The organism is Micromonospora sp. NPDC002575 (genome assembly GCF_042889525.1).
GTDB lineage: Bacteria > Actinomycetota > Actinomycetes > Mycobacteriales > Micromonosporaceae > Micromonospora > Micromonospora carbonacea.
In genome coordinates, this window is record NZ_JBIARA010000002.1 from 235,948 (window position 1) to 256,331 (window position 20,384).

Genomic DNA, 20,384 nt, shown 5'->3' on the forward strand with positions numbered 1-20,384 from the left:
GGCGGTGCGGTCGCCGAAGCGCGCCGCCGTCGCCGCGTCCCGGCCCTGAGCTGCCGGGACGCCGCTCGCGGCTGGTCGACACGGGTCCCACCGGGCCACCCCGACCGCCGCCGGAAGCTGATGGGGGCTGGCGATGACCGACGGTGCCGACCGACCGACCACCTACGTGCACGAGGCGCTGGAGCTGTTCGCCGGCTTCGGCGACCGGGAGGCCCTGGTGGGCGGCGGACGCCGACTGACCTATCTGGACGTGGCCGCGCAGGTGCGCGGCATGGCCGGCGCGCTGACCCGGGGCGGGATCCGCCCGGGCGCCGCCGTGCTGGTGATGCTCGGCAACGCGGTCGAGGGGCCGCTGCTCCAGCTCGCCCTGCACCTGCTGGGCTGCCGGACGATGTGGATCGCTCCGGTCACCTCCCGCCGCGAGGTCGACGACTTCGTCCGGCTGTCCCGGCCGGAGGCGTTCGTCTACGACGCCCGCGACGGCGACGGGCTCGGCCCGCGGATCGCCGCCGACCTGGCCGGCGTGCCCGTGTTCTGCCTCGGCCCCGGCGGCGCGGGCCCGGACCTCACCGCCGCCTCGCCGGGCCCGGACGTCACCGCCGCCGGCTCCGACGCGGCGGCCGGGCTGCCCGTCGACGTGCCGGAGCCGGAGTCGTTCCTGCAGACCAGCGGCACCACCGGCACCCCGAAGCTGGTGCACCACCGGGAGAGCTTCTACCGCCAGGTCCTCGCCCTCGCCGAGGGCTTCCGCTCCGGCGGGGTCCCGCTGCTGCGGCACCTGTCCCACTCCCCGATGTGGCTGGCCAGCGGCCAGATCACCACCCTGGTCAACCTGTTCAGCGGCGGCGTGCTGTTCCTGCGCGAGCGGTGGGACCCGGCGGCGTTCATCGCCACCGTCGGGCGGGAGCAGATCAACTCGACGTTCGTCACCCCGCCGATGCTCTACGAGGTGCTCGACCATCCCGACCTGCCCGGCGCGGACTTCTCCGCCATGTTCATGTTCAACGTGGGCGCCGGGCCCGCCGCGCCCGCCCGGCTGCGTCAGGCCATCGCCCGCTTCGGCCCGGTCCTGCGCATCGTGTACGGGCTCAGCGAGGCCGTCGTCATCACCGCCCAGCCGGGGCTGACCGAGGACCCGGAGCACCCGGAACGGCTGCGCTCCTGCGGAAAGCCCTACGGGGACGTGGCGGTGGAGATCCGGGACGCCGACGGGGCGGTGCTGCCGGCGGGCGTCGACGGGGAGGTGTGGGTGCGCACGAAACTCAGCTTCGCCGGCTACCACGGCCAGCCCGAGCTGACCGCCGAGACCCTCGTCGACGGCTGGGTACGCACCCGCGACGTCGGCCACCTCGACGACGACGGCTACCTCTACCTCGTCGACCGGCTCGCCGACCGGATCCTCACCCGGCAGCGGAGCTGGCCGATCTACTCCCGGCCCATCGAGGACGTGCTCGCCGGGCACCCGCAGGTGCGGGCCGCCGCCGTGATCGGGGTCCCCGACGAGGTGGCCGGCGAGCTGCCGTACGCGTACGTGGTGGCGACGCCGGGGGCGACGGTCACGGCGGCGGAGCTGATCGACCTGGTCACCGCCGAGCTGAGCGAGACGTGGGCGCCGGGCGCGGTGGAGTTCGTCGACGCGCTGCCGCTGAACCGGTCGGCCAAGGTCGACAAGCTGGCGCTGCGGGCCCGGTACGCCGCCGGCCGCCCCGCCGACCAGGTCGGCAGCCCCGCGTGACGACCGAGGCCGGCCCCGCAGCCGTGGCGAAGGGAGGCGTCGTGGACCGGGAACGGGCCGCCGCGCGGCGGGAACTGGTCACCCTCGTCGCCGCCGACCTGATCTCCAACCTGGGCAGCCGCATCTCCGTCATCGCGATCCCGTGGCTGGTGCTGACCACCACGGGCAGCCCGGCGAAGATGGGCATCGTCGCGGCGGCGGAGTTCCTGCCGTACATGCTGTCGAGTTCCCTGGCCACGCCGTGGGCGGACCGGTTCGGGGTGCGCCGTACGTCCATCGTGGTGGACGCGGCGAGCGCGGCGGCCGTGGCGGTGGTGGCGATGACCCCGTGGCTCGGCTTCGGGGCGCTGGTCGCCCTCGTCGCGGTGGCCGGCGGGCTGCGCGGCATCGGCGACCGCGTCAAGCACGTCATGTTCCGGCCGGCGGCGCAGCGCGCCGGGGTGGAGCTGATCCGGCTCACGTCCGCCTACGACGGGCTGGCCCGCGGCGTCACCCTCTTCGGCGCGGTGATCGGGGGCCTGCTCATCGACTGGGTCGGGGTGACCCGGGCCATCTGGATCGACGCGGGCACCTTCGCGCTCTGCGCGCTGCTGGTCGGGCTGCTGGTGCGCCCGCCGGCAGCCGACGCGCCGGCCGTCCCCCGGGAGAGCTACTTCCGGGCCCTGCGCACCGGCTTCGCCTACCTGCGCACCGACCGAGTGCTGCTGGCCATGCTGCTGGTGGTCTCCGCGCTGAACATGATGGCCGCCGCCAACACGGCCGTGTGGATCCCCGTCTGGGTGCGCGACGTGCTCGGCGACCCGGCCGGCTTCGGCCTGGTGCTGGGGGTGTTCGGGGCGGGGGCGCTGCTGGGCAACGTGGTGTTCACGATGGTCGGCCCGAGGCTGCCCCGCACGCTCGTCTTCGCCGTCGGCGCGGCGATGAGCGGCGCGCCCCGGCTGCTGACCATGGCGGTCACCGACCACCTCGTGGTCGTGCTGGTGGTGACGTTCCTGTCCGGCATCGGCATCGCCGCGGTCAACCCGCTGCTGGGCGCGACGCTCTACGAGCGGGTGCCCGACGCGTTGCAGACCCGGGTGCTCGGCATCGCCGGCTCGCTGGCGTTCGTCGGCCTGCCCGTCGGCGCGCTGCTGGGCGGCTGGTCGGTCGCCGTGCTGGGCCTCAAGCCGGCGCTGCTGGTGATGGCGGTGCTGTGCGCGGCGCTGACCGTGGGGCCGCTGCTCGCCGGGCCGCTGCGCGCGGGCCGGGCGCGCCCGGCCGCCCCGCCGGCCGGGTAGGCGCCGGCGGCCCGGGCATGTCGGGCAGGTGGCGGTATCCGGCGGCCGGGATGCCGCCACCTGCCCGACATGGCTTCCTCGCATGTTCGCCCCGCGTTCGCCGGCGGGCCCGCGTCGCGTCGGGCGGCACGCCTACCGTGGCCGGTCGGATCGCGCCGACTGCCTCCTTCGGGCGCGACCGGACCGGCGACCCGCGAGGAGAACCATGCCGTCATCCACCGACAGCCCGGTGACCACCGCCCGGCTCGGCACCGTGCGCCGCATCGGCGACGCCGCCGGGCACAGCGCCTTCACCGACCTGGTCCGGCACCGGGGCCGGTGGCTGTGCGCGTACCGGGAGGGCACCGGACACCTCTCCGCCGACGGCGCGATCCGGGTGCTCGCCTCGGCCGACGGCCGGGACTGGGCCCCCGTCGCCCGGCTGGACCGGGCGGCCACCGACCTGCGCGACCCCCGGTTCGTGGCCCGGCCCGACGGCCGGCTGCAACTGCTCGCCGCGGCGGTCACCGGCCACGCCGACGGGCCCCGGGCGGACCCGAGGGAGTTCCGCACGCTGACCTGGCTGTCGGACGACGGGCAGCGCTGGGGCGAGCCGATGCCGGTCGGCGAGCGCGACATCTGGGTGTGGCAGGCGGCCTGGCAGGCCGGCGCGATGTACGGCGTCGGGTACGCCACCCGGGAGCCCCGCTTCGTCCGGCTCTACCGCAGCGGCGACGGGATCGACCTGCAACCGGTCGTCGACACCCTCTTCCTCGGCGGCTACCCCAACGAGTCCGGGCTGGTCTTCGGCCCCGACGGCACCGCCACCTGCCTGCTGCGCCGCGACCGGGAGGCGGCCACCGCCCAGCTCGGGCGGGCCCGCCCGCCGTACCGGGACTGGACCTGGACCGACCTCGGGGTGCGGGTGGGCGGGCCGGCCCTGCTCGGGCTGCCCGACGGCCGCCTCGTCGCCGGGGTACGCCTGCTCGACGGCGGCCCGCGCACCGCCGTCTGCGCCGTCGACCCGCACCGGGGCGTCCTGACCGAGCTGGTGGCGCTGCCCTCCGGCGGCGACTGCGGCTACCCGGGGCTGGACTGGCACGAGGGCGTGCTGCGGGTCAGCTACTACTCCTCCCACGAGGAGCGGACCTGCGTGTACCTGGCCGAGGTGACCCTCGACGGGTAGGGGTGTCGACGCGGCGGGCCGGTCGGCTAGCGTGCCGGTCATGCCGGCGAGCCGCACCGAAGCGACCGACCCGTACTGCCTGCGCGCGGGCGAGAGCGCGCGGCTGCTCGCCGGGCACCCGTGGCGGCGGTTCGTGGTGCTCGGCGACAGCGTCGCCGAGGGGCTGTGCGAGCCCGTCGACGGGTACCCGGACGTGCAGTGGGCCGACCGGATCGCCGCCGAGCTGGACGCGGCCCGCCCCGGGCTGGCGTACCTCAACCTGGGGTTGCGGGGGCTGCGGGCGCACGAGGTCCGCGCCGCCCAGCTCGCCCCGGCGGTCGAGTTCGGCCCGGACCTGGCGCTGGTGGTGTGCGGCGGCAACGACGCGTTCCGCCCCGCCTACGACGCGGACGCCGTCGACGCGGAGCTGGCCGCGCTGGTCACCGGCCTCCAGGCGGCGGGGGCGGACGTGGTGACGGTGGGCATGTTCGACGTGTCGCACAGCCCGGCGGTGCCGGCGCGGCTGCGGGAGGGCCTGGGCGGGCGGATGCGCCGGCTCGCGGCGCACACCCGGGCCCTGGGCGAGCGGCTCGGCACCCTGCACGTGCACCTGACCGACCACCCGGCGGTGGCCGACCCGACGCTCTACAGCGGCGACGGCCGGCACGGCAGCGCCCGCAGCGACGCCATCGCCGCCGCCGAGACGGTCCGCCGCCTCGGCGCGCACCTCGCCGCGTCCCGGTGACCGGCCCGGCGGCGACCGCCCGTCGGGGCGAGCGCCGCCGGGGAGGCGGTCAGTCGGTGAGCAGGATGCCGGTGAGCAGGACTCCACGCGCGAGGTTGAGCACGCTGTCGCAGCCGGGGAAGCCCACCCGGGCCAGGCCGCCGGAGCCGGTGCGGCCGAACAGGTAGGGCGCGAGGCTGTACGGGACGTCGGCGGTGACGGTCTCCCCCGTCTCCATCCGCACGAAGTCCATCGCCACCCGGTCGGCCGGCATGTACTCCTGGAGGATGTAGCCGCCCTCGTCGATGGCGGCGCGCAGCCCCTCCTCCCATTTCTGCGGGTCGGTCTCGCGGCCCAGCAGCACGCCGATGCCGGCGGAGCCGTCGGCGGGCTTGGCGACCAGGTCGTGCTGGTCGGCCAGCGCCCGGGGCAGCTCGGCGGCGGTGAGGGCGGTGGTGCGCGGGACGTACCGGCGCACGAGCGCCTGGTCGGCCTCGGGCAGGAGGTCGAGGTCCTCCCACAGCCAGGCAAAGTTGATCTTGTTGCCGAGCAGCCAGGCCGCCGTGCTGACGAACATCGGCAGGGTCCCGGCGGCGAGGGCCCCGGCGACCGCGTCCAGCCCCGCGCTGGCGTGCACCCGGTTGGGCACGAAGAGCCGGAACAGCGCGTCGACCGGGGCGCCGTCGACGACGAGCCGGTTGTGCTCGTCCAGGGTCGCCAGCTTGAGCTGGGCGATGACCAGGTCGATGCCGAAGTCACGGGCCCGGTCGGCCAGCGGGGACAGGATCTTGAGGAAGAACTCCGGCGTCTCCAGGCCCGGGTAGTCGGCGTCGAAGTCCAGCAGCAGCGCCACCCGGGCGCCGTCGGCCAAGCCCAGCTCGTCGCGGATCGCCACGAACCGCTGGTCCAGCAGGGACGGGGCGGGCCGCACCGGCAGGCCGTCGAGGATGCCCCGCTCGGCGTAGAGCTTCGCGTACCGGTAGACGACCGTGTCGGCGTCGAAGCCGCCGCCGAGGCTGCTGTCGATGTTGTACTCGACGAACTTCGGCACCCCGCCGGAGATCAGCACGTCCGGCCGGTACGCGGCCAGCAGCGCCTCCGACAGCACCTCGTCGGTGTCGAGCAGCTTCGTCTCCTCCGCCGGCACCCCGAGCAGCCGGGTCAGCTCCCCGGCGGTGCGGGCCCGCCGCTGGCACGCCTCCAGGATGAGCTGGGCGAGCCGGTCGCAGACCTCGTTCAGCTCGCGGAACGCGTCCGCCGGCATCACCGGGGGCCGGGCCAGCCGCCACGTCTGGTTGTACGTCGCGCAGCCGTAGAAGACCTCCTTCCACGCGCCCGCCCCGGCGGCCACCATCTCCGCCCGGGTCGACTCCGGCAGGTCGTTCCACGCCTGGTCCAGCGGCGGCCAGGGGTAGTTCGGGTCGATCATCACTCGTCCTTCATGGTGAGTTGGATGGCGGCGGTGAGCTGCTCGCGGCCGGGCTGCACGGCCCGGTCCAGCGCCGGGGCGAACGGCAGCACCGCGCCGTCGGGGCGGGTGACCCGCCGGGGCGGCGCGAGCAGCCGCACCCGTTCCACCACGGTCGCGATGATCTCCCCGGCGATCCCGCAGGACCGGTTGGAGTCGTCGACCACGACCAGCCGCCCGGTGCGGGCCACGGACGCGGTCAGCCCGTCCCAGTCGAACGGGTGGAGCGTGCGCGGGTCGAAGACCTCCACCGACACCTGGTCGGCCAGCTCCTCGGCCACGGCGAGCGCGTCGTGCACCAGGTGCCCGACGGCGACCACCGTCACGTCGTCGCCGGCCCGGTGCACCCGGCCCCGCCCGATCGGCACCGGGGCCAGGGCGGCGAAGTCCACGTCGGCGCGCACGTCCATCGCCCCGGCCGGCGCGAACACCACCACCGGGTCGACGTGCCGGATCGCCGAGACCAGCAGCCCGTACGCGTCGGCCGGGGTGGCCGGGACCACCGTGGTCACCCCGACGTGGGCGAAGAGGCTGTACGGGTGGTCGGAGTGCTGCCCGGCCCACCCCGTGCGCGAGCCGGAGCCCGGCACCAGGTAGGTGACCGGCACCTCGGCCTGCCCGCCCGTCATCAGCGGGAACTTGTGCGCGTGGTTGACGATCTGCTCGAAGACCAGGAACAGCAGGGACGGGATCTGGAACTCCACCACCGGGCGCAGCCCGGCCAGGGCCGCGCCGGTGGCGAAGCTGGTGAACGCCTGCTCCGACAGCGGGGTGTCCACCACCCGGTCCGGCCCGAACCGCTTCAGCAGCCCGGCGGTGACGTTCGAGGCGGCCACCCGGATGTCCTCGCCGAGCAGGAACACCGACTCGTCGCGGGCCATCTCGTCGGCCAGCGCCCGGGTGAGCGCCTTGCGGTACGACAGCCGTGGCATCAGCCACCTCCCGTCCGGGCGACCAGCCCGCTGGCGTACAGGTGCTCCAGCGCGCCGGCCGGGTCGGGCTCGGGGCTGGCCAGGGCGAACTCCAGGGCCGCGTCGAGGGTCGCCTCGACCTCGGCGTCGACGGCGGCCCGGTCCGCCTCGGGCAGCCGGGCGCCCTGGATGTCGACCGGGTCGCGGGACCGGCCGGCGGCCACCTCCTGCGGCGCGCGGTAGTCGAGGCGTACCGCGTGCTCGAAGGTGTGGTGGGCGTCGAACCGGTAGGTGCGCGCCTCGATCAGCTCCGGCCCGCCGCCGGCGCGCATCCGGGCGACGGCGGCGGCGGTGGCGTCGCGTACCGCCTCCGGGTCCTGGCCGTCGACGACGGCCGCCGGCATGCCGAATGCCTCGGCGCGGCCGGGGATCGTGCCGGCCACCGCGCCTTCGACGGGCATGGTGGTGGCGTAGCCGTTGTTCTCGCAGACGAACAGCACCGGCACCCGCCACAGCGCGGCCAGGTTGAACGCCTCCAGCAGCATTCCCTCGTTGACCGCGCCGTCGCCGAAGAAGGTGGCCCCGACGAGGTCGTCGCCGCGCCGCCGGCGCGCCCACACCGCCCCGGTGAGGATCGCGCCGGCGGCGCCGACGATGGCGTTCGCGCCGAGCACCCCGACGCCCAGGTCGGCGGCGTGCATGGAGCCGCCGCGGCCCCGGTTGAGCCCGGTGACCCGGCCCAGCAGCTCGGCGAGCATGCGGGCCGGGTCGGCGCCCTTGGCGAGCACGTGCCCGTGCCCGCGGTGGGTGCCGGTGACCAGGTCGTCGTCGCGCAGCGCCGCGCAGACGCCGGCGGCGATCCCCTCCTGACCGAGGTACGGGTGGATGCCGCCGACGATCGCCCCGGCGCGGACCAGGTCGACGGCCCGCTCCTCGAACCGGCGGATCAGCCGCACCGTGCGGTACAGCCGGACGGGATCGTCGCGGGTCACGCCGGGCGACCCCCCTCGATCGCCGGACGACCCTCCTTGATCGCGGTGAGGATGTCGTCCCAGAGCTGGGCGCGGGCGGTGAGCGCCAGGTTGACCGTGTCGGCGCACTCCTGCCACTTGGTGTCGTCGTCGCCGCACAGGTCGGCGAGCATCTGCATGGCCATCGGGGTGTGCTGCTCCCCGTCGACCTCGATGTGCCGCTCCAGGTAGTCGACGAACGTGTGCAGCTTCTGGCTGCGCTCGTTGACGGCGACGACCTGGGTGAACATGTCGGGGATCAGGTCCTCGCGGCCGAACGCGAACGCCGCCGCCTGGCAGTGCACCGGCGTCGACTCGATGATCTTCCAGGTGGTGGCGGCGAACGCGGCCGACGGGCCGGGCACGCCCGCCTTCGTCAGCGCCTCGGCCACCGGCGTGCCGGCGCGCAGCAGGTCGATCAGCGCGTCCACGGCGCGGGTGTCGGCACCGGCCTCGGCCATGCCGCGCACGTACAGCTCGAAGTGGCTGATGTAGCCCTCGCCGAGCTCGTCGCTCTCCTCGACCATCACGATGTCGTTGATCAGCCGCCGGCTGCCGGTGGGGCCGGTGGGGATCCACGGCACGTCCACGCAGGTGAGCTGCCGCTGCAACGACTTCAGCAGGGACATGAAGTCCCAGACCGCGAAGACGTGGTGCTCCATGAAGGTCACCAGCGCCTCGTGGGTGTCCAGGTTGGCGTAGAGGGGGTGCTTGACCACCACGTCGCGGCGGTCGGTCACCGCCTGCTCCAACCGCTCGATGCCCGGGTGCGTCTTACCCCAGTCGTACCGTGACATTTGTCAGCCTCCCTGCTGGGCGCGGTCGCGCCAGATGACCGGGCAGAAGTCGGGGTCCGCGTAGTCCGGCCGCCCGTCGTGGGTGCGGCGGACCAGCACGTCGTGGTTGTACGCGGCGAGGGTGCCGTCGGAGAGCGGAAACTCCCGGTAGGCGTTCGCGCCGTCCTGCAGGTGCAGCGAGACCGCCCGGCGCGGGCGACCGCTGACGTTCGCGCCGCTGCCGTGGTAGGTGCGGCAGTGGTGGAAACTCACGTGTCCCTTGGGGATCACCATGGGGATCTTGCGGATCTGGGCGCCGTTGTGCGCGGCGTTGCGCGCCAGCATCTCCTCGAGCTGGTCGCGGTCGCGCTCGGCGAAGTGCCGCACGACGGTGTCGTCCGCGCCGATCTCCTTCCACCGGTGCGACCCGTCGACCATGGTGATCGTGCCCATCTCCTCGCCGCAGTCGTGGAACGGGATGAACGCGGTGAGCATGTCCTCCGACGACGAGGACGACCAGTAGTGCTTGTCGAAGTGCCACGGCACGATGTTCGACGGCTCGCCGTCGATCGGCGGCTTGTAGATCAGCGTGGACTGGAACACCCGGATCTCGGCGGCCCGCGCGAGCCGGGCGGCGACCGCGCCGAGCAGCGGCTTGCGCAGGATCGCGGCGATCCCGTCGTGCTCGTAGTGGACGTAGTCGTTGTGCCGCTGCACCGGGCCCTTCGACGGGTCCCAGTAGGCGAGCTTCGGCGGGCGCACCGGCAGGGTGCGGTCCCGCTCGCCGTCGTAGTACCGGTCGGTGGCCGCCACCAGGGCGTCCACCTCCTCGTCGGTGAACAACTTTTTTGACAGGTACCAGCCGTGCTCGGCGTAGTGCCGCACGTCCTCGTCGGACGGCAGCAGCGCCTCCTCCTGCGCGGTCAGCGCCGGGTGGATCTGTGTGGTGGTCATGCCCCAATCCCCTGTGCCGTGCCGGCCGCGACGGCGGGGGTCGCCCCCGCCGCGGCCAGCTCCCGTTCCTTGGCCTCGTAGAGGGCCTTGATGTTGCCGCTGCCGAAGGTCAGCGCCCCGCGTCGCTCGATGAGCTCGAGGAAGAGGGTGCGCCGCACGTGCATCGACTCGGTGAAGATCTGCAGGAGCTGGCCGCCGTGGTCGCGGTCGACCAGGATGCTCAGCTCGCGCAGCCGGTCCAGCGGCGCGTCGACCGGGCCGACCCGCCGCTCCAGGTCGTCGTAGTAGGCCCCGGGGGTGCCGGCGAACCGGACGCCCCGGGAGCGCAGCGCGCCGACGGCGGTGACGATGTCGTCGGTGCGCAGCCCCAGGTGCTGCACCCCGGCGCCCGCGTGCTCGGTGAGGAACGCGTCGATCTGCCCCGGCCGGTGGCTGCGGTCCGGCTCCAGCAGCACCAGGGTGACCCGCCCGGACGGGCTCTGCACCACGGTGGAGTTCATCGCCTGCCCGGCGACCTCGACGTGCTCGGTGAAGATCTGCGCGAAGCCGAAGACCCGCTCGTAGTGGGCGACGGTCGCGTCGAGCTGCCCCGGCGGCACGCAGATCGCCAGGTGGTCGATCTCGGCGAGCAGGCCGTCGTCGCCGGCCGGCCCGGTCGGCTCGGTGGGCTCGAACGCGCCGGGCAGGAACTCGCGCCGGTGGCCCCGGCGCTCCACCAGCCGGTGCAGCACGTCGCCGAAGCCGGCCACCTCGGCGGTGACGACCTCGGCGTCCGCGCCGGTGAAGGTGGTCGGCGGCGTCACCGGGGTCGCCCCCCGGCCCACCAGCTCCGCGTACGCCCCGGCGGCGTCGTCGACCTCCAGCGCCACCACGGCGATGCCGTCGCCGTGCCGCTGCACGTACGCCGACGCCCGGTGCCCGGCGGTCAGCCCGGAGGTGAGCACCATCCGGATGTCGCCCTGGCGCAGCAGCAGCGACCGCTGCCCCGCCAGCCCGGTCTCGGGGCCGCCCTGACCGACGAGCCGGAACCCGACGGCGGTGCCGAAGTAGAAGGCTGCCTGCCGGGCGTCGCCCACGAAGAGTTCGATGTGATCTATAGAACGGATGTCCATGTACCAGCCCTTCCCCATGTCCCCCCGTGACTGCCGTCCGGGCTCCCCCGCCCGGGGTGTTACGCGGGATCACCTCCCGGCGCGGCGGCGCGCGCACCCGCACCGGCGGTGCGCCGCAGCAGCAGGCTCACGTTCTGCCCCCCGAAGCCGAACGAATTGGTCAGCGCGTGTTCCGGCGCGGCCCGCCTCGGTTCCTTGCGGATGTGGTCCGCCGGGCAGGCCGGGTCCGGGTCGTCGAGGTTCCAGGTCGGCGGCAGCAGCCCCCGGCCCAGCGCCAGCGCGGTGGCGGCGGCCTCCAGCACCCCCGACGCGCCGAGCAGGTGCCCGGTGAGCGCCTTGGTGGAGCTGACCGGCACCGCGCCCTCGCCGAACACGTCGGTCAGGGCGGTGATCTCGGCGATGTCGCCGAGCTTGGTGCCGGTGCCGTGGGCGTTGACGTAGCCGACGTCGCCGGCCGTCACGCCGCCGCCGGCCAGGGCCTGCCGCATGCACCCGGCCGCCCCCGCCCCGTCGGGCCGGGGCGCGGTGGGGTGGTGGGCGTCGGTGTTCGCCCCGTAGCCGGCGACCTCGGCGTAGCCGGCCACGCCCCGGGCGGCGGCGTGCTCGGCGCGTTCCAGCACCAGCAGCGCCGCGCCCTCGGCGAGGACGAAGCCGTTGCGGCGGGCGTCGAAGGGCCGGCTCGCCTCGGCCGGGTCGGCCCAACCCCGGGCGAGCGCCCGGGCGTTGCCGAAGGTGTCGGCGAAGGTGGGGAACAGCGGGGCCTCGCTGGCCCCGCAGACCACCACGTCGGCCTCCCCGGCGCGGATCAGCCGGACCGCGTCGGCGACGGCCTGCGCGCCGGAGGCGCACGCCGTGCCGACCGACGAGCTGTAGCCGCGGATGCCGTGGGCGATGGCGATCCGCGCCGCCGGCATGTTCGGCAGGATCCCGGTGAGCAGGTACGGGCTGACCGCCGCCCGGCCCCGCTCGGCCCGCGCCAGCACCTGCCGCTCCAGGGTGGCCATCCCGCCGACGCCGCCGACGATCACTGCGATCCGGGCGGGGTCGACGTCGCGGCCCACCTCGATGCCGGCGTCGGCGAGCGCGTCGGCGGCGGCGAGCAGGGCGAGCACGACGATCCGGTCCAGCACCCGGGTCTCCGGGCCGGACGCGACCGTACGCGGGTCGATCTCCGGCAGCAGCCCGGCGGCCTCCAGCGACCCGTGGGCCGGATGGTCCTGCGGCGGGCGGACCAGCCCCGACCGGCCGGTGAGCAGGGCGTCGAGGGTCTCCCCCGCGCCCCGCCCGGCCGGGGTGAGCAGGCCCATCCCGGTGATGAGGGCCGTCACGACGACGACTCGGTCAGGTAGCGCTCGCGCAGCGCCACCTTGCGGACCTTGCCGGTGACGGTGACCGGGATGTCCTCGGAGCGCACCGGCACCACCCTGCGCAGGGTCGCCCCGACGTCCGCGCCGAGCGCGGCGCGCACCGCCTCGGTGCGGTCGACGCCCGGGTCGGCCCCGGCCGCCAGCTCCAGCAGCACGTCGGTGACGACGCGGTCGTCCTCCTTGACGATCACGACGGTGCAGTCGGTGACGTCGGGGCAGGCGGCGAGGACCCGCTCCTCGGACAGGGCGGTGAAGAACCGCCGGCCGTCGCCCACCTCGACGGAGTCGACGGCCCGGTCCAGGTGGTAGTAGCGGCCGTCGGCGTCGGCGTAGACCAGGTCGCCGGTGAGGTACCAGCCGCGCAGCCGGAACCGGTAGGTGGTGACGGAGTCGTTCCAGTAGCCCCGGAACAGCGACGGCGAGTCGATGCCGAGGAAGCCGACCTGCCCCGGGGGCAGCTCGTTGCCGTCGGCGTCGAGCACCGCGACCTTCGTGAACTGGTACGGGCGGCCCACGCAGCGGCCGTACCGGTCGGTGTCGGCGGTGTGGGTGATGTGGAACATCGAGTGGCCCATCTCGCTGGAGCCCAGCCCGTCGATGAACACGGAGCCGGGCACCCGCACGACGCCCTGCCGGGTCACGGTGTCCCGCGAGCCGACCGCGACGAGCCGGCGCACGTGCGGCTCGTGCGAGCAGTCGCCGGTGTTGAACCACAGCCGCACCGAGTCCAGGTCGTACGCGGACAGGTCGAACCGGGCCAGCTCCGCCCAGGTGACGGAGAACCCGAACACGCCGTCGGGCCGCCACCGCTGGATCGCGTCGAGGACCCGCTCGCCGCCCTGGTCGGACAGCAGGAACATCTCCGCCCGGTTGCCCAGCGCCTGGTTGACCATGAGCACGGTCGCGGTGTGCGGGGCGGGCAGCGCGTTGAGGATGCGGCGGGTGCCCTGCGCCTGCGGCATGGACAACAGGTGCCGGGTGGCGGCGAACAGGCTCGCGTGCGAGTGCAGCACCGCCTTGGGCACCCCGGTGGTGCCGGAGGTGTGGGTGATGACGATCGGGTCGTCGGGGTGGTGCCGGTAGTGGGCCCCGGCGGCGGCCGGGTCGCCCGTGCCGGCGTCGGCGGGCGTGCCGAGCAGCGGCGCGCCGAGGTCGTGCCCGGCCAGCAGCTCGGTGTGCGCGGCGTCGGCGAGCACGCCCGCGCCGCGCAGCCGGCGGATGTACTCGGCGGCGATCTCCGGGCGCAGCTTGCCGTTCATCAGCGCGGGGATCGCGCCGAGGCGGGTCAGCGCCAGGAAGCTGAGCACCATGTCGGCGGCGGCGGTGGCCCAGACGGCGACGGGGTCGCGGGGCTTGACGCCCCGGGCCCGCAGCCAGGCGGCGCGGGCGGCGACCCGCTCGTCGAGCTGGCCGAGCGTCAGCGGGCGCTCGGCGGGGTGCCCGTCGACCTCCGTGTCGAAGGTCAGGCCGGGCCCGTCCGGGTCGGCGCCGTGCGCCAGCGCCCGGGCCAGCACGTTGCCCGCGCCCAGCTCGGTGTCGGCGGCCAGCAGGCCGCGCAGTCCCTTGGTCCTCATGATGCGTCTCCTCCCCCCAGCAGCACCGCGACGGCTGCGGTGCCGGGCGGCTCGCCCGACGCCCCGGCCTCGACGCCCGCACCGGCGTCGTCGGGTGCCTGTTCGATCAGGATCAGTAGTGCCTCGTCGGCGTCGCCGTCGCTCAGCAGCAGTTCCGCCTCGGCCGTGCCCTCGGCCAGCGGGTCCCCGGTCGGGGCGAGGCAGACCACCGGCCCGCCCAGCCCCCAGCGCGCGGCGACGTGCCCGGCCACGCTGTTGGGCACCGACTGGAAGAAGAACAGCGGCCCGGGTCGCCCCCCGGCGGCGACGGTGGCGTGCACGTGGTCGGCGCTGGCCCGGTCCCCGGCGGCGCTGACCAGCACCACGGCGGTGCGCCCGCCGGCCGGTTGCGGGGCCGGCCGCTCGCCGTGGCGTCGGGTGAGGCACCGGTCGGCGACGGCCGCGACGGCCGGGCTGAACTGCGAGTGCACGAACCCGGGCAGGGTCGGCGGGGCGGCGTCGCCCGGCTCCGGCCAGCTCGCCCGCGCGAGCACCCGCAGCCGGCCGTCCGCCGCCGTCGGCGGTTCCCCGGTGCCGGTCACGCCGCACCGACCAGCAGGGCGGTGTTGGCGCCGCCGAACGCGGCGTTGAGGCTCACCGCGTACCCGGTGGCGGCCGGTCGGGGCGCGTCGCGGATGACGTCGAGCGGGCACGCCTCGTCCGGGCCGAGCCAGCCGGCGTTGACCGGCAGCTTCCCGTGCCGCACGGCCAGCACGGTCACCACCAGCTCCAGCAGCCCGGACGCCTCCAGCGCGTGCCCGTGCAGCGCCTTGGTCGAGCTGACCGGCACCCGGTGCGCGTGCTCGCCCCAGGCCAGCCGCAGCGCCGCCGCCTCGGCGGCGTCGCTGTAGCCGGTGCCGGTGGCGTTGGCGTTGACGTACCCGATGTCCTCGGGGCGCAGACCGGCGCGGCGCAGGGCCGCGTCGAGCGCGCGGGCCAGGCCGCGCCCCTGCGGGTCGGGCTGGCAGGGGTGGTAGGCGTCGCCGGCCCGGCCCCAGCCGAGCACCGAGGCCAGCGTCGGCGCGTCCCGCCGGGCCGCCGCGTCGGCGGACTCCAGCACCACGGCGGCGACGCCGTCGCCGAGCAGCAGCCCGCGCCGGCCGGCGCTGAACGGGCGGACCGCGCCGTCGGTGGCGAGGGCCCGGCCGGCGTCGAACAGCGCGTACTGGTCGGGCTCGACCAGGTAACCGGCGGCGACCACCATCCGGTCGGCGTCGCCGCGGCCGATCAGGGCGGCGGCGTCGGCGACCGCGGTGGACGCCGAGACGCAGGCGCTGGTGTAGACCCGGGACGCCCCGGCCAGCCCGCACCGGCGGGCCAGCTCCCCGGCCAGCGCCGGCACGCCCGCGCCGCCGTGGGCGGCGAGCAGCAGCGGCGCGGCGGCCCGGCCGGCGGTGTCCAGCCCGGCGGCGGCGCACGCGGTGTGCACCGCCTCGGTCAGCTCGTCGGCCAGCGGGCCGGCGTCGGCCAGGGTGGCCGCCACGCCGACGCGGCGGGCGCTGGTGTCGAAGCGGCCGACCGGCCGGAACGCGGGGGCTCCGGCGAGCACCCCGGCGAGCTGGGCGTCGGCGCCCCGGCCGAGGGCGCTGAGCGCGTGGACACCGGTGATCCGTACGGGGGCCCGCTCAGCCATCTGCGGGGGCGGTCAGGCAGGTGTGGAACACCGCCACGGCGTCGTCGACCGTCCGGATGCCGGCGAGCTGGTCGTCGGTGAGGTCGAGCCGGCGGTCGTAGCGCTGTTCGACGAGGTGCACCAGCCAGGCGAGCTCCATCGAGCCCACCCGGTCGGACACCTGGTCGACCGGCTTCGCGGTCATCTCGGCGAGCATGGTCAGCAGGTCAGCTCGCCCCAGGTCGGGCTGACCGGCCATCAGGAGTTGCCGTCGGCCGTCGCGGCGACCCGGTCGGCGACCATCGTGGTGAACTCGCCGACCGTCATCAGCGCCAGCTTCTCGGACTCGTCGTCGGCGAACTTCAGGCCGTAACGGTCCTCGACGCGGACGGCCAGGTCCGCCAGGGCCAGCGACTCCAGGTCGACGCCGGCCGGGCCGAGGGTGGTGTCGTCGTCGATGCCGTCGACGTCGTAGTTCATGTCGTCGAGCTGCGTGATGACGAAGGCACGGACCTCGTCGCGCATGGTTAACCTCTTTCCGTGAGCCAGTCAGCGGTGCCCGGTCGGGACACCGTGTACGTGTTCCTCGGCCGTACCGACGGCGATCGGCCGGCGGCGGCCCGGCGGCTGCTGCGGCGCGCGGGTGGCGCGCTGCTCGGCCGGGCGGAGGCGGAGATCCGGGTGGGACGCGACGCGGCCGGGCGACCGCTCGTCGACGCCGGTGACGCGGTGGAGCTGCCGGTGAGCGTCAGCCACGCCGGCGGGGTCGTGGTGGTGGCGGCCCGCCGCGGCGGCGGGGTCGGCGTCGACGTCGAGCGCCGCCGGGAGCTGCCCGCGCTGGCGTTGGCCCGCCGCTGGTACGCCCCGCAGGAGGCCGCCTGGCTGCGCGGATGCCCTCCCGGACGCCGCGTCGAGGCGTTCCTGCTGCTGTGGACGGCCAAGGAGGCGGTCGGCAAGGCGGTCGGGCGCGGGTTGCGCGACGGCGGCCTGCGCCGGCCGATGCCGGTGCCCGACGGGCCGGGCGGGCTGCTGCGCCCCGTCCCGGGGGCCGGTGGGCTGCGGGTCGGCCACCCCCGGCTGCCCGCAGGCGGTGGCGTCCCGGCCGGCGGCGGGCCGATCCTGGCCGGTGGCCTGGTGCTGGCCGTGGCGGTCGACGGGCCGGCGGACGGCGTCGAGCTGATGATCGACTGATCGGTCAGTCAAGCTGGCGGGCGCCACGACGGGCCACCGGAGCGGCCCGGTCACGGCGTGGCCGCCCGCAGCGCCGCGGTCGAGCGGACCAGCTTGCCCGTGGTGGTGCGGGGCAGCCGGTCGAGCAGGTGCAGGACGCGGGGCCGCTTGTAGGCGGCGAGCCGCTCGGCGAGCAGCTTCTCCAGCACCTCCTCCGACAGCGGGCCGTCCGGCTGCACGTACGCGGTGATGTCGCCGTCGTGCACGACCACGGCGGCGGCGACGCCGGGCAGCCCGGCGAGGGTGGCCTCGACCTCGGTGAGGTCGACCTTCAGGCCGCCGACGGAGACCTGGGAGTCGAGCCGGCCGCGCACGGTGACCAGGCCGGTGCCGGGGTCGACGACGCCGGCGTCGCGGGTGTGCAGCCAGCCGTCGGCCCAGCGGTCCGGGTCGGACAGCCCCACGTACGGCGAGTCCGGGCAGCTCACCCACAGCTCGCCGGTGGCCGACTCGCGGACGGTGATCCCGGGGGCGGGGGCGATCGAGGGCCGGTGCCAGCCGTGCAGGTCGGTGCCGATGACGCCGACCTCGGTCATCCCGTACATGTTGCCCAGCGGCACCCCGAAGCGGTCGACGAACGCGGTGACGACGGCCGGCGGGACCAGCTCGCCGCCGGTGGTCATCCGCTTGAGCTGCGGCAGCGGGCCGCTCGGACGGGTGGAGGCCAGCAGTCCGATGTGGAACGGCACGCCGAGCACGGTGGCGGGGGTGTCGTCGGCGGCGATGGCGGCCAGCACCGCGTCGCCGCTGAGCCGGTCCGGCGGCACCAGCGTCACGTGGGCGTGCAGGCCGTAGAGCAGCCCGCCGACGAGGCCGAGCACGTGCACCATGGACGGCAGCAGGATGATCCGCTCGCCGGGCAGGGCCACGCCGTCGATGCGCGTGTAGCGGCGCACCTCGGCGACGAGGGACGCGGCGCTGCGGCCGATCACCTTGGACGGTCCGGTGGAGCCGGAGCTGAGCTGGATCACCGCGTGCGGGCTGCCGGCCGGCCGGTCCGAGTAGCCGGTGACGCCCTCGGTGACGTCGACGAAGATCTTCAGCGCGGCGCCGCCGCTGCGCACCGGGGCGACGACGACCTGCGGGGTGAGGCGCGCGAGCGCGCCCTGCACCTCGTGGTCGGTGAGCCGGTGGTCGAGCAGGATCGCCTGGGCACCGACGCGCCAGGTGGCGAGGAGGTTCACCACGTACGCCAGCGACGGGGGCAGGCGCAGCGCGGCGGCGCCGCCGGGACGCAGCCCGGCGGCGGTGAGCCGGGCCTGGGCCTCGCCGACGAGCCGGCGCAGGGTGCCCCGGTCCACCGGGTCGGGCAGCCGCAGACATACTTCGGCCGCCGGGCCGGCCAGCAAGAGGTCGTCAACCCAGCCAGGGTGGTCTACTGTAGATTCTGCTGCCGAACGATCCATGGTCACTGTGGTCTACCGCCCAGCATCGAAAAAGGGCATAACTGCCCAATGTGGTGCGTCTTCCGGGGTGCTGACGGAACACTACGACAGCCGCAGAGACCATTACTAGATGCAAATGGCTAGATCAAAAAGGTCGTGCGGCCCGATTGCCGGTCAGCCGGTTCGGCGGGCAGGATCGGGGGCCGCGAGGCCGTGGGCGACGCCACCGCCACAGGGCGGGAGCCTGCCCACCGCAGGGTCGGCACACCCGGGCGGCAGCCTGCCCGGATTCGGCCCGAGCACCCGCCCGGATTCGGCCCGACAGCCTGCCGCGTCGGCCTGACGGCCGATGGGTGGCTGCCGGCCGGCAGCCACCCATCGAAGATACACGATCTTTGGGCTGAGGGAAGCCTCGCCCGTGCGGTCAGGCCAGGGCAGGCGTCTGTGCGTAGACGAGGAACCGCAGCGACCGGGCGTCGGTGAAGCACTCCCGCATCGGCTTGACCAGGTCCCGGTGCTCCGGGCTGCGCTCCCACGCCTCGAACGCGGCCAGGTCCACCCACTCGCTGGTGATCAGCCACTGCTCCGGGTCGGCCGCCGAGCGGCACACCTGGTCCACCAGGTGCCCCGGCACCCCCTCGGCGACCAGGTGCCGGATGGCCTCGTAGGCGCGCAGGAAGTCCCCGGTGCGCTGCTGCGGCACCCGGACCAGGAAGACCACCCGCGCCCGCTGTTCGATCATCATGCCGCTCCTTGGTTCGCGCCGGGCTCGGCCGCCCGGCGGGGCGTCGGCGCCGGGCGGGCCGCCGCGCCCCGCAGCACCAGCGCGCTGTTGAAACCGTCGAAACCCCGGGCGGCGACCAGCGCCACCCGGGACTCGGGCCGGCGGGGCTCCCGCAGGAAGTCCAGCTCGCAGCCGGCGGCCGGCCGGTCCGGGCCGGCGGAGGCGGGCAGCGTGTCGTGGGCGAAGGCCAGCAGCGCCGTGGCCACGTCCAGGGCCGACCCGCCCTGGTGCGCCCGGCCGGTCAGCGGCTTGGCCGTGCTCACCGGCACGGGGCGGTCCCCGAACACCGCGCGCAGCGCGTCGGCCTCGGCCCGGTCGTGGCGGGGCGTGCCGAGCGCGTCGGGCAGCACCACGTCCACGTCGTCCGGGGCGACGCCGGCCCGGTCCAGGGCCAGCCGCATGGCCCGCGCGTACTGGGCGGGGTCCCCGGCCGAGTCGGGGCCGGTGTGCGCCGCGTCGTGGGTGGCGCCCCAGCCGGTGACCTCACCGTAGATGCGGGCCCCCCGGGCCAGGGCGTGCGACAGCTCCTCCACCACGAACACCGCCCCGCCCTCCGCCGGGACGTACCCGGCGGCGTCGGCGTCGAACGGCCGGTACGCCCGCGCCGGGTCGTCGGCGGCGCTGAGCAGCCCCGAACGTAGCTGGCAGGCCAGCGCGTACGGGCTCAGCGGGCACTCGGTGGCCCCGGCGATCACCACGGAGGTGCCGCGCCGCACGGTGCGCACCGCGTGCGCGAGGCTGTCCAGCCCGCCGGCGGACTCGCTGACCAGCACCCCGCAGGGGCCCTTGAACTGGTGGTGGATGGAGAGCTGCCCGACGCTGGCGGCGTAGAACCAGGCGATCGACTGGTACGCCCCGACGGTGCGCGACGGCCCGCCCCACAGGCGTTGCAGCTCCCGCTGCCCGAACAGGTTCCCGCCGGACGAGCTGGCCAGGGTCACCGCGTAGCCGTAGGGCTCGGGGGCGTGCTCGGGCAGCCCGGCGTCGGCCAGCGCCAGCCGGGTGGCCGCGAACCCCAGGTGCGTCCACCGGTCGGTCTGCACCAACCGGCGGTTGTCCGCCCAGCTCAACGCCTCGAAGTCGGGCACCTCACCGGCGACGCGGGTGGGGTAGGACGCCGGGTCGAACAGGGTGATCGGCCCGGTGCGCCGGGTCCGCGAGACCACCGTGGACCAGTGCGCCTCGACGCCGATGCCGCTCGGGGCGACCACCCCGATCCCGGTGACCACCGCCCGGGCGGTCACGCCGCCCGGCCTTCCCCGGCCGCGCTGTGCGCCGTCCC

General features: G+C 75.4%; 20 protein-coding genes. 5 read left to right on the forward strand and 15 right to left on the reverse strand.

What is annotated here, in order from left to right:
* Positions 1-133: 133 nt before the first annotated feature.
* The 4 genes from ACFYWL_RS04510 to ACFYWL_RS04525 all read left to right on the forward strand — a co-directional run bounded on the left by ACFYWL_RS04510 (position 134) and on the right by ACFYWL_RS04525 (position 4,901).
* On the forward strand, positions 134-1,735 hold the full coding sequence (locus ACFYWL_RS04510; RefSeq protein WP_386967267.1) for an AMP-binding protein: 1,602 nt from the start codon (positions 134-136) through the stop codon (positions 1,733-1,735).
* A gap of 41 nt (positions 1,736-1,776) precedes the next feature.
* Positions 1,777-3,012 (forward strand): MFS transporter, encoded by a 1,236-nt coding sequence (locus ACFYWL_RS04515; protein WP_386967270.1) that lies wholly within the window; start codon positions 1,777-1,779, stop codon positions 3,010-3,012.
* A 205-nt stretch (positions 3,013-3,217) separates the two neighbouring features.
* Complete coding sequence (locus ACFYWL_RS04520) at positions 3,218-4,177, forward strand: exo-alpha-sialidase (protein WP_386967273.1); 960 nt, start codon at positions 3,218-3,220, stop codon at positions 4,175-4,177.
* Between the two features lie 40 nt (positions 4,178-4,217).
* Positions 4,218-4,901: an SGNH/GDSL hydrolase family protein gene (locus tag ACFYWL_RS04525; protein ID WP_386967275.1), complete on the forward strand. Its 684-nt coding sequence runs from the start codon at positions 4,218-4,220 to the stop codon at positions 4,899-4,901.
* A gap of 49 nt (positions 4,902-4,950) precedes the next feature.
* Here the strand turns inward: ACFYWL_RS04525 and ACFYWL_RS04530 are convergent, their stop codons facing one another.
* Genes ACFYWL_RS04530 through ACFYWL_RS04585 form a run of 12 tightly spaced genes read right to left on the reverse strand, consistent with a single transcriptional unit; the run spans position 4,951 to position 16,228 of the window.
* The gene (locus ACFYWL_RS04530) at positions 4,951-6,309 is read right to left on the reverse strand and encodes a hypothetical protein (RefSeq protein ID WP_386967278.1); all 1,359 of its coding nucleotides are present in this window, start codon (positions 6,307-6,309) and stop codon (positions 4,951-4,953) included.
* Complete coding sequence (locus ACFYWL_RS04535; RefSeq protein ID WP_386967280.1) at positions 6,309-7,280, reverse strand: alpha-ketoacid dehydrogenase subunit beta; 972 nt, start codon at positions 7,278-7,280, stop codon at positions 6,309-6,311. Before ACFYWL_RS04535 ends, ACFYWL_RS04530 begins: the two co-directional genes overlap by 1 nt.
* On the reverse strand, positions 7,280-8,251 hold the full coding sequence (locus tag ACFYWL_RS04540; protein WP_386967283.1) for a thiamine pyrophosphate-dependent dehydrogenase E1 component subunit alpha: 972 nt from the start codon (positions 8,249-8,251) through the stop codon (positions 7,280-7,282). The genes ACFYWL_RS04535 and ACFYWL_RS04540 overlap by 1 nt, the downstream gene beginning before the upstream one ends.
* Positions 8,248-9,066, reverse strand: coding sequence for a DUF3050 domain-containing protein (locus tag ACFYWL_RS04545; RefSeq protein ID WP_386967286.1), 819 nt, complete (start codon positions 9,064-9,066; stop codon positions 8,248-8,250). Before ACFYWL_RS04545 ends, ACFYWL_RS04540 begins: the two co-directional genes overlap by 4 nt.
* Before the next feature lie 3 nt (positions 9,067-9,069).
* On the reverse strand, positions 9,070-9,999 hold the full coding sequence (locus tag ACFYWL_RS04550) for a phytanoyl-CoA dioxygenase family protein (RefSeq protein WP_386967289.1): 930 nt from the start codon (positions 9,997-9,999) through the stop codon (positions 9,070-9,072).
* Positions 9,996-11,111 carry a 4-hydroxyphenylpyruvate dioxygenase gene (hppD, locus tag ACFYWL_RS04555; RefSeq protein ID WP_386967780.1) on the reverse strand — a complete coding sequence of 372 codons (1,116 nt, stop codon included), beginning with the start codon at positions 11,109-11,111 and terminating at the stop codon, positions 9,996-9,998. Before hppD ends, ACFYWL_RS04550 begins: the two co-directional genes overlap by 4 nt.
* A 59-nt stretch (positions 11,112-11,170) precedes the next feature.
* Positions 11,171-12,439: a beta-ketoacyl-[acyl-carrier-protein] synthase family protein gene (locus ACFYWL_RS04560; protein WP_386967291.1), complete on the reverse strand. Its 1,269-nt coding sequence runs from the start codon at positions 12,437-12,439 to the stop codon at positions 11,171-11,173.
* On the reverse strand, positions 12,436-14,052 hold the full coding sequence (locus ACFYWL_RS04565) for an AMP-binding protein (RefSeq protein WP_386967293.1): 1,617 nt from the start codon (positions 14,050-14,052) through the stop codon (positions 12,436-12,438). The genes ACFYWL_RS04560 and ACFYWL_RS04565 overlap by 4 nt, the downstream gene beginning before the upstream one ends.
* Positions 14,049-14,633 carry a beta-ketoacyl synthase chain length factor gene (locus tag ACFYWL_RS04570; protein WP_386967296.1) on the reverse strand — a complete coding sequence of 195 codons (585 nt, stop codon included), beginning with the start codon at positions 14,631-14,633 and terminating at the stop codon, positions 14,049-14,051. Before ACFYWL_RS04570 ends, ACFYWL_RS04565 begins: the two co-directional genes overlap by 4 nt.
* Positions 14,630-15,724 carry a beta-ketoacyl-[acyl-carrier-protein] synthase family protein gene (locus ACFYWL_RS04575; protein ID WP_386967298.1) on the reverse strand — a complete coding sequence of 365 codons (1,095 nt, stop codon included), beginning with the start codon at positions 15,722-15,724 and terminating at the stop codon, positions 14,630-14,632. The genes ACFYWL_RS04570 and ACFYWL_RS04575 overlap by 4 nt, the downstream gene beginning before the upstream one ends.
* Entirely contained in the window at positions 15,717-15,962 is a 246-nt protein-coding gene (locus ACFYWL_RS04580) for an acyl carrier protein (RefSeq protein ID WP_386967300.1), read from the reverse strand. Before ACFYWL_RS04580 ends, ACFYWL_RS04575 begins: the two co-directional genes overlap by 8 nt.
* Positions 15,962-16,228 (reverse strand): acyl carrier protein, encoded by a 267-nt coding sequence (locus tag ACFYWL_RS04585; protein ID WP_386967302.1) that lies wholly within the window; start codon positions 16,226-16,228, stop codon positions 15,962-15,964. The genes ACFYWL_RS04580 and ACFYWL_RS04585 overlap by 1 nt, the downstream gene beginning before the upstream one ends.
* A 15-nt stretch (positions 16,229-16,243) precedes the next feature.
* Here ACFYWL_RS04585 and ACFYWL_RS04590 point away from each other — a divergent pair, with 15 nt between their 5' ends.
* Positions 16,244-16,894, forward strand: coding sequence for a 4'-phosphopantetheinyl transferase family protein (locus tag ACFYWL_RS04590; RefSeq protein WP_386967303.1), 651 nt, complete (start codon positions 16,244-16,246; stop codon positions 16,892-16,894).
* A 50-nt stretch (positions 16,895-16,944) separates the two neighbouring features.
* Here the strand turns inward: ACFYWL_RS04590 and ACFYWL_RS04595 are convergent, their stop codons facing one another.
* The 3 genes from ACFYWL_RS04595 to ACFYWL_RS04605 all read right to left on the reverse strand — a co-directional run bounded on the left by ACFYWL_RS04595 (position 16,945) and on the right by ACFYWL_RS04605 (position 20,346).
* Positions 16,945-18,339, reverse strand: a complete 1,395-nt coding sequence (locus tag ACFYWL_RS04595; RefSeq protein ID WP_386967782.1) for a class I adenylate-forming enzyme family protein — start codon at positions 18,337-18,339, stop codon at positions 16,945-16,947.
* Between the two features lie 403 nt (positions 18,340-18,742).
* Positions 18,743-19,060, reverse strand: coding sequence for an antibiotic biosynthesis monooxygenase family protein (locus ACFYWL_RS04600; RefSeq protein WP_386967784.1), 318 nt, complete (start codon positions 19,058-19,060; stop codon positions 18,743-18,745).
* Positions 19,060-20,346, reverse strand: coding sequence for a beta-ketoacyl synthase N-terminal-like domain-containing protein (locus ACFYWL_RS04605; protein ID WP_386967306.1), 1,287 nt, complete (start codon positions 20,344-20,346; stop codon positions 19,060-19,062). The genes ACFYWL_RS04600 and ACFYWL_RS04605 overlap by 1 nt, the downstream gene beginning before the upstream one ends.
* Positions 20,347-20,384 lie beyond the last annotated feature (38 nt).